Source organism: Saccharopolyspora sp. NPDC000359 (assembly GCF_040300525.1).
Classification (GTDB): Bacteria; Actinomycetota; Actinomycetes; order Mycobacteriales; family Pseudonocardiaceae; genus Saccharopolyspora.
Genome location: NZ_JBEPDU010000101.1, coordinates 1 through 7079, shown reverse-complemented (window position 1 = coordinate 7079; position 7079 = coordinate 1). Strand labels below are relative to the sequence as shown.

General features: G+C 73.4%; 10 protein-coding genes. 3 read left to right on the top strand and 7 right to left on the bottom strand.

Translation table 11 applies throughout. From position 1 onward, the window contains the following. The 6 genes from ABT324_RS33085 to ABT324_RS33060 form a co-directional block, all read right to left on the bottom strand. Positions 1–296, bottom strand: a 296-nt coding sequence (locus ABT324_RS33085; RefSeq protein WP_351185769.1) for an Asp23/Gls24 family envelope stress response protein, incomplete at its 3' end; no start/stop codon positions are given. Next, positions 293–472, bottom strand: a complete 180-nt coding sequence (locus ABT324_RS33080; RefSeq protein WP_351185766.1) for a hypothetical protein — start codon at positions 470–472, stop codon at positions 293–295. The genes ABT324_RS33080 and ABT324_RS33085, both read right to left, overlap by 4 nt. A 49-nt stretch (positions 473–521) precedes the next feature. Beyond that, on the bottom strand, positions 522–767 hold the full coding sequence (locus ABT324_RS33075; protein ID WP_351185763.1) for a hypothetical protein: 246 nt from the start codon (positions 765–767) through the stop codon (positions 522–524). Continuing rightward, on the bottom strand, positions 764–1063 hold the full coding sequence (locus ABT324_RS33070; protein ID WP_351185760.1) for a hypothetical protein: 300 nt from the start codon (positions 1061–1063) through the stop codon (positions 764–766). The genes ABT324_RS33075 and ABT324_RS33070 overlap by 4 nt, the downstream gene beginning before the upstream one ends. Positions 1064–1105: 42 nt before the next feature. Beyond that, entirely contained in the window at positions 1106–1621 is a 516-nt protein-coding gene (locus tag ABT324_RS33065; protein WP_351185757.1) for an Asp23/Gls24 family envelope stress response protein, read from the bottom strand. Positions 1622–2012: 391 nt separating this feature from the next. Then, entirely contained in the window at positions 2013–2765 is a 753-nt protein-coding gene (locus ABT324_RS33060) for a pyrimidine reductase family protein (protein WP_351185754.1), read from the bottom strand. A gap of 93 nt (positions 2766–2858) precedes the next feature. On the opposite strand from ABT324_RS33060, the gene zapE reads away from it, so the two are divergent. Continuing rightward, entirely contained in the window at positions 2859–3881 is a 1023-nt protein-coding gene (zapE, locus tag ABT324_RS33055) for a cell division protein ZapE (protein ID WP_351185751.1), read from the top strand. A 40-nt stretch (positions 3882–3921) separates the two neighbouring features. On the opposite strand, the gene rocD is transcribed toward zapE, so the two are convergent. After that, positions 3922–5154, bottom strand: coding sequence for an ornithine--oxo-acid transaminase (rocD, locus tag ABT324_RS33050; protein WP_351185748.1), 1233 nt, complete (start codon positions 5152–5154; stop codon positions 3922–3924). Between the two features lie 167 nt (positions 5155–5321). Between rocD and ABT324_RS33045 the strand changes: the two genes are divergently transcribed. Both ABT324_RS33045 and ABT324_RS33040 read left to right on the top strand, forming a co-directional pair. After that, a complete protein-coding gene (locus tag ABT324_RS33045) occupies positions 5322–6371 on the top strand; it encodes a lactonase family protein (protein ID WP_351185745.1) in 1050 nt (349 codons plus the stop codon). Between the two features lie 133 nt (positions 6372–6504). Continuing rightward, positions 6505–7002, top strand: a complete 498-nt coding sequence (locus ABT324_RS33040; protein ID WP_351185742.1) for a hypothetical protein — start codon at positions 6505–6507, stop codon at positions 7000–7002. Positions 7003–7079 lie beyond the last annotated feature (77 nt).

Genomic DNA, 7079 nt, shown 5'->3' with positions numbered 1-7079 from the left:
GCCAGGCGGGCCAGCTCCACGCCGATCCGGGTGCGCAGCGCCGCGACGGCGTCGCGGACCGGCGCCGGGTAGCGCAGCGCGACGTCCAGCCGGACGCGCAGCGCGTCGTCCGGGCCGGACACCTGGGCGCTCGCGCCGTGCTGGCCGAGGCCGAGCCCGGTGATCCGGCGGCGCATCCGCGCGCAGCCCGGGTCCTGGTCCGCGGTGTGCTCGGCGATCTTGCGCAGCACGGAGCGGCTGATGTGCAACCTGCCCCGGTCGCCCGGGTCGGCGCGCTCGGCGGTCTCAGCGCTCATCGGTCCCGCCCGCGGCCCAGGATGTCGCCGATCTCCAGCTCGCCGTCCAGCAGCCGACCGACCACCAGCCCGAGCGCGCCGACCAGCAGCGCGATCAGGAAGCCGGTGAATCCGCCGAGCGCGGCGGTCGCGCCGAGGATGAGCCCGGCGAGCAGGCCGGTCTGTGTCCAATTCATCTGGCAAACCCTCCAAGGGCTCTCGGTTGTCGGCTTGGTCGAGGTCCGCTCAGCGGACCCGGGGTGGGCGGGTGCGGCGGGCGCGCCAGGCGCGGAACCGGTGCACCAGGCTGCGGACCCCGCGCGGGCGGTGCACCACCACGACCGGCGCGTCGAAGCGGTCGGGGCCCGCGCGCAGCGCGGCGAGCCCGGCGGCGAACACCTCCGGGTCGCCCCCGACGTCCGGGTGGTGCGCCCGGGCGAACGCGCGGACGGCGCGGCGGGTGTCCGGATCCTGCGGCACAGCGACCATCATGCGCCCTCCGCCGGATCGGCAGGGGTGATCACGTCCGCCACGGTGATGTCCACCGGGACCCCACCGGCGGCCGCGGCCAGCTCACCGCGCAGCTCGGCCAGCACCTCCGGCAGCGGCCGGTCCAGCCGCAGCACCACCGCGACCTCGACCGCGCGGTCGCCCACCCGCACCCCGGTGATCCGCTGCCCGGGCTGGTAGGTGGCGATCTCGCCGTACTGACCGCCGTGCAACCGCGCCACCGCGGGGTGGGCCAGCACGCGGTCGGCCAGTTCACTGGCGGAAACCTGGTCCGGCATTCGGTGGACGTCCTCCTGGGCCGCTGGGTGCTTACCGGGTGGTTATTCGACGCGCGAGGGGGCGGGCTGGCCGTTCTCCTCGCCGTCCTCGTCGGGCAGGTGGATGTCGTTGACCGCGATGTTGACCTCGATGACCTCCAGCCCGGTCATCCGTTCCACCGCGGTGATCACGTTGCGCCGCACCGCGCGCGCCAGGTCCACGATGGACGCCCCGTACTCGACCACGAGGTCCAGGTCGACCGCGGCCTGCTTCTCGCCGACCTCGACCTGCACGCCGGAGGTGGAGGAGGTGCCGCTGCCGCCCGGGATCCGCTCCCGGATCGCGCCGAAGGCCCGGGAGACCCCGCCGCCCATCGCGTGCACCCCGGAGATCTCGCGGGCCGCGATCCCGGCGATCTTCTGCACCACCGACGCCGCGATGGTGGTCTTGCCCTGGGAGGTGTCGTCGGCCAGCCGCGCCGGTGCCGCGCCGGTCCGGCTCTCCGGGATCCGCCGCCCCTCGGCGCCGCGCTCGGTCGTGGGCTGCGCGCTCTGCGTGCTCCCGCTGTTCTGGGTCATGAGGATGACGCTCCTTCTGGTTGCGCCGGTGCCGCCGCGGCCCGGCTTGCACTGGTGTGGATCGGATGCGCGCACCCGACCTGGTGTTGCGCGACTGTGGGCCGCACCACCATTGTCCCGCTGTTCTCGCCGGTTCGACGTCGGCGACGCGCCCCCAGAGCTCCGCGCGCAGCTGCCGCGTCAGCACCACCCCCAGCGTGCCGCCGCGGGGCGAGGTCGAGCGGTGCCGCACCGAACCCGCTGCGAGCCGTCAGCGGGGCGCGCTCCACCAAACCGTGCGGTGGGTCGACCGGGATGCGCGCGGCGCGCTGCACAGGCGTCCATGCGGATTCGAGCTCGGCTCGGCGGTGCGGGCGGGCCCCGATGGCCTCGTCGGTGCTGGCCCCAACAGTCACTCGCGCATTCTCGCGTAACGCAGGAGGAGCAGCGATTCCGCGTGCAGGACCGACTCCAGCCGCATCGCCCGGGGCGGCTCAACACCGGCGCCCACCGCGATCCGACCGGCGTCTCCGCTGGTCAGCAGCGGGGAGAGGGTCAGGCACAGCTCGTCGACGAGGTCCTGGTCGACCAGCGAGCCGAACAACCGGGGGCCGCCCTCGCAGCCGATGCGGCGCAGCCCCCGCTCGGCCAGCGCGTCCAGCGCGACCCGCAGGTCCACCTCCGCGTCGCCGGTCACCACGACGTCGGCCCCGGCGTCGGCGAGCTCGGTCCGGCGCTGCGCGGGCGCGGACTCGGTGGTGAGGACGATCGGCGGCACCACCGTGTCGGTCAGCAGCGGCGAGTCCAGGGGCAGCGAGGCGCGGGCCGTGACCAGCGCGATGGGCGGGACCTCGGACAGGCCGTGGCGCGTGCGGCGCTCGGCGCGGACCTCGCTGCGCTTGATGCCCCGGTAACCCTCGACCACCGCGGTGCCCACCCCGACCAGCACCACGTCGGAGAGGTCCCGGATCAGGCCGAGGACCCGCTGGTCCACCGGCGCGGACAACCCGCGCGAGCGCCCGCCCACGGTGACCGCGCCGTCCAGGCTGGAGACGAAGTTGACCCGCACCCACGGGCGTTCCCGCTGTTCGGGGTAGGCGTAGAACCGCTCCAGTTCGTCGTCCACCTGCTGCGCGCCGTCCACCGGCCAGAGTTCGTCGACCACGCGTCAATCCCACCACGTCCGGCGCTTCGGCGGTGACTAGGAGCACGCGCCCGCGCGCCCTGGATGCGGGGCACCCGGTTATAGAGTCGGCGCATGAGTTCTCCGCGCCTGGTCGACCGCCGTCCTGAGCTGTCCCCGGACGAGCTGGTCGAGGCGATGACCCCGCCGCCGATGTTCGACGCGGTGAGCTTCGCCAGCTACCTCCCGAACCCGGACGAGCCCAGCCAGGCGGCGGCGGTCCGGGAGTGCGCGGCGTTCGCCGAGCGGATCAACGCCGACGGCGGCGGGTCGTGGCTGCGTGGGGTGTTCGGCCGCAAGAAGGCCGACAGCGGCAAGCGGGGGCTCTACCTCGACGGCGGGTTCGGCGTCGGCAAGACCCACCTGCTCGCCTCGCTGTGGCACGCCACCGAGGGCCGCAAGTCCTTCGGCACGTTCGTCGAGGTGACCGGCCTGGTGGGGGCGCTGGGCTTCGCCGAGACCGTCCGGCGGCTCTCCGAGCACAGGTTGCTGGCCATCGACGAGTTCGAGCTGGACGACCCCGGGGACACGATGCTGGTCACCCAGCTGATCGCCAAGCTCACCGACGCGGGCGTGCACGTGGCGGCCACCTCCAACACGCTGCCCGACAAGCTCGGCGAGGGCCGGTTCGCGGCGGCGGACTTCCTCCGCGAGATCCACGCGATGTCGGCCCGGTTCGCCGTGGTGCGGGTGGACGGCCCGGACTACCGGCACCGCGGGCTGCCCGAGGCGCCCCCGCCGATGAGCGACGACGAGCTGGTCCGCCTCGCGGAGGCCACCGACGGTTCGACGCTGGACGACTTCGACGAGCTGTGCGACTACCTCGCAGGGGTGCACGCCTCGAAGTACGGTCGCCTGGTCGACGGTGTCACCGCGGTCCACCTCAGCGGCGTCCACGCGGCACCGGACCAGGACGTGGCGCTGCGCCTGGTCGCGCTGGCCGACCGCCTCTACGACCGCTCCATCCCGGTGCGCGTCTCCGGTGCGGCGCTGTCGGCGCTGTTCACCGAGGAGATGTTGCACGGCGGCTACCGAAAGAAGTACCTCCGCGCGATCAGCCGCCTGACGGCCCTCTCCCGCGACCTCGCCGCCTCCTGACCCGTGAGCACCCCTTGGCGGTGCTCACGGGCCGGTGGGGTCAGCGGGCCAGCACCTCGGTGATCGCGTCGAGCCCGGTGTCGAGCTCGTCGCGGGTGATCACCAGCGGCGGGGCGAGGCGCAGGGTGCTGTCCTGGGTCTCCTTGCACAGGACGCCGCGCTCGAGCAGCGCCTCGCTGGCTTGACGGCCGGTCGGCCCGCCCGGGGCGAGCTCCACCCCGGCCCACAGGCCGCGGCCGCGGACCTCCACGACCCCGCGGCCGACGAGCTCGCCGAGGCGGGCGTGCAGGTGCGCGCCGAGCTCGCGGGAGCGCTCCTGGAACTCGCCGGTGCTCAGCAACCGGATCACCGCCCGGCCGACCGCGCAGGCCAGCGGGTTGCCGCCGAAGGTTGAGCCGTGCTGGCCGGGGCGCAGGACGCCGAGCACGTCGTCCCGGCCGACCACCGCGGACACCGGCAGGATGCCGCCGCCGAGCGCCTTGCCGAGGGTGTAGAGGTCGGCGCGGATGCCGTCGTGCTCGCTGGCCAGCAGTTCTCCGGTGCGGGCCAGCCCGGACTGGATCTCGTCGGCGATCAGCAGCACGCCGTGCTCGTCGCACAGCCGCCGCAGCCGCGGCAGGTAGTCGGCCGGTGGCACGACCACGCCCGCCTCGCCCTGGATCGGCTCCACCAGGATCGCCGCGGTGCGCTCGGTGATGGCGGCCTCCACCGCGGCCGCGTCGCCGTAGTCGGTGATGCGGAAGCCCGGGGTGTAGGGCCCGAACTCGTCGTGCGCGACCGGGTCGGTGGAGAACGACACGATGGTGGTGGTGCGGCCGTGGAAGTTGGACCCGGCGACGATGATCTCCGCCTGGTTCTCCGGCACGCCCTTGACCTGGTAGGCCCACTTCCGGGCGATCTTGATCGCGGACTCGACGGCCTCCGCACCGGAGTTCATCGGCAGCACCCGGTCGGTGCCGGTGAGCTCGGCGAGTTCGCGGCAGAACGGGCCGAGCTGGTCGTGGTGGAACGCGCGGCTGGTCAGCGTGACCCGGCCGAGCTGCTCGGTGGCGGCGGCGACCAGCGCGGGGTGCCGGTGGCCGAAGTTCAGCGCTGAGTACCCGGCCAGGAAGTCCAGGTGGCGCCGTCCGTCCACATCGGTCATCCAGGCGCCGGACGCCTCGGCGACGACGACCGGCAGCGGGTGGTAGTTGTGCGCGCTGTACTGCTCGTCGAGGGCGCGGAGGTCGGCGGCCTTGGACGAGGTCTCGAGGTGCGACGGAACGGCAGTCATAGGCACAAGGTTATGTCGCGAGTAGCGGAGATTTCAGCCGCGAGGTGTTGCTTGCGACGTCACTTCGTTGCGTGGTCAGCCGTCATGTCGTCCATTCGTTGTTCCGGTGCGGGAACTGGGATCATGGTGGCGGCAGGTGGTCCGCGGCTGCGGGAGGTGGGACGTCCATGCCGGACGAGTACCGGGTGTACCTGGGTGCCTACACGGGCGCGGATTCCGCGGCCGACGGCATCCGGTTGGCCACCGCGGACGACGCCGGTGCGCTGCGGTGTACCGAGAGCGTCGCCGAGGTGCACGATTCGTCGTTCCTGGCGCTCGCCCCGGACGGGTCGACGCTGTTCGCGGTCAGCGAGCAGCGCGACGGCCGGGTCTTCGCGCTGGAGGTGCGCGACGACGGGACCCTCCGCGAGCTCAACTCGCAGCCGACGCTCGGCTCGGACCCGTGCCACCTGAGCGTGCATCCGTCCGGCGGGTACCTGCTGACCGCGAACTACCAGTCCGGCAACGTGGTCGTGCACCCGATCGACGCCGGTGGCGTGCTGCGCGAGCCGTGCCACGTGGTGCAGCACAGCGGCAGTGGTCCGAACCCGCAGCGCCAGGAGGGCCCGCACGCCCACCAGGTGCTGCCGGACCCGGCTGGCCGGTTCGTGCTGGCGGTGGATTTGGGCACCGACTCGGTCCACGTCTACGACTTCGACGTCGAGACCGGGCACCTGGCGCTGCGGCACGAGGTGGCGCTGCGCCCCGGGGCCGGGCCCCGGCACCTGGCGTTCCATCCGGACGGCGAGCGCGCGTACCTGGTCAACGAGCTGGCGTCCTCGGTCACCGAGTTCGGCTACGACCCGTCGACCGGCGAGCTGGAGCCGGGGCGGACGCTGAGCGCGCTGCCGCCGGACTACGGGCGGCCGAGCCTGGCCGCCGAGGTGGTGGTGACCCCGGACGGGCGGTTCGTGCTCACCTCCAACCGCGGCCACGACAGCATCGCGGTGTTCCAGGCCGATGCCAGCGACGGCGAGTTCCGGCTGCTCGGCATCCACCCGGCGGGGGTGGCCGAACCCCGGCACATCGCGCTGTCCCCGGACGGCCAGGTCCTGTTCGCCGCGGGCCAGCGCAGCAACGACGTGCAGGCGTTCGCGATCTCCGCGGGTGGGGAGCTGAACCCGGTCGGCGATCCGGTCCCGACCCCGACGCCGGTGTGCGTCCTCCCGGTGCCGTGATGGTGCCACCGGTGGTTCATCGGTGAGTTGACGCAAGTCGCTCGTGGGTGTGGGGTGGTGGTAGGCGTCCTCGCCCGAAACCGTGGTGCCAATCTGGCTTGCGGTGGTGCCACGGTGGTGCCATGATGGCGTCATGGACCTCACGACGTACGTCGACAACCTGCGCCACCAGCTCACCGTCGCGGCCGAAGCGAGCGGGGAGGACGCCCGGGCTCTGGCCGAGCGCCTCACCGCGCCGCTCGACGCGGCCGTCCGGATGACGTTGCTGGACGCGTTGTCGGCCGCTGCCGACGAGATCACCCGGGACCTCGCCCCGGGCTCGGTCGACCTCCGGTTCCGCAGCGGGAACCCCGACTTCGTCGTGACCCCGCCACCAGTCGAGGAGGGGGCCGAGGCCGACGTCGAGCAGCCCCCGCCGCCCCCGGCAGACGGCGACGAGGGGGCCATGACGCGGATCAACCTCCGCCTGCCCGAGAACCTCAAGGTCCAGATCGAAGCGGCCGCCCAGCGCGAGGGGTTGTCGGCCAACGCCTGGCTGGTGCGGGCCGCGACCACTGCCCTGGAACCCGGCCGCCGCACCACCCGCCGCTCCGCGCGGAGCGGCCCGCGCTACACCCGCTGGGGGCGCTAGCCCACCCGGGGCCGCACCACCACACCGCCCAAACCCCACCCGCGGGGGGAAAGGAAGAGCACAACACAGAAAACCAC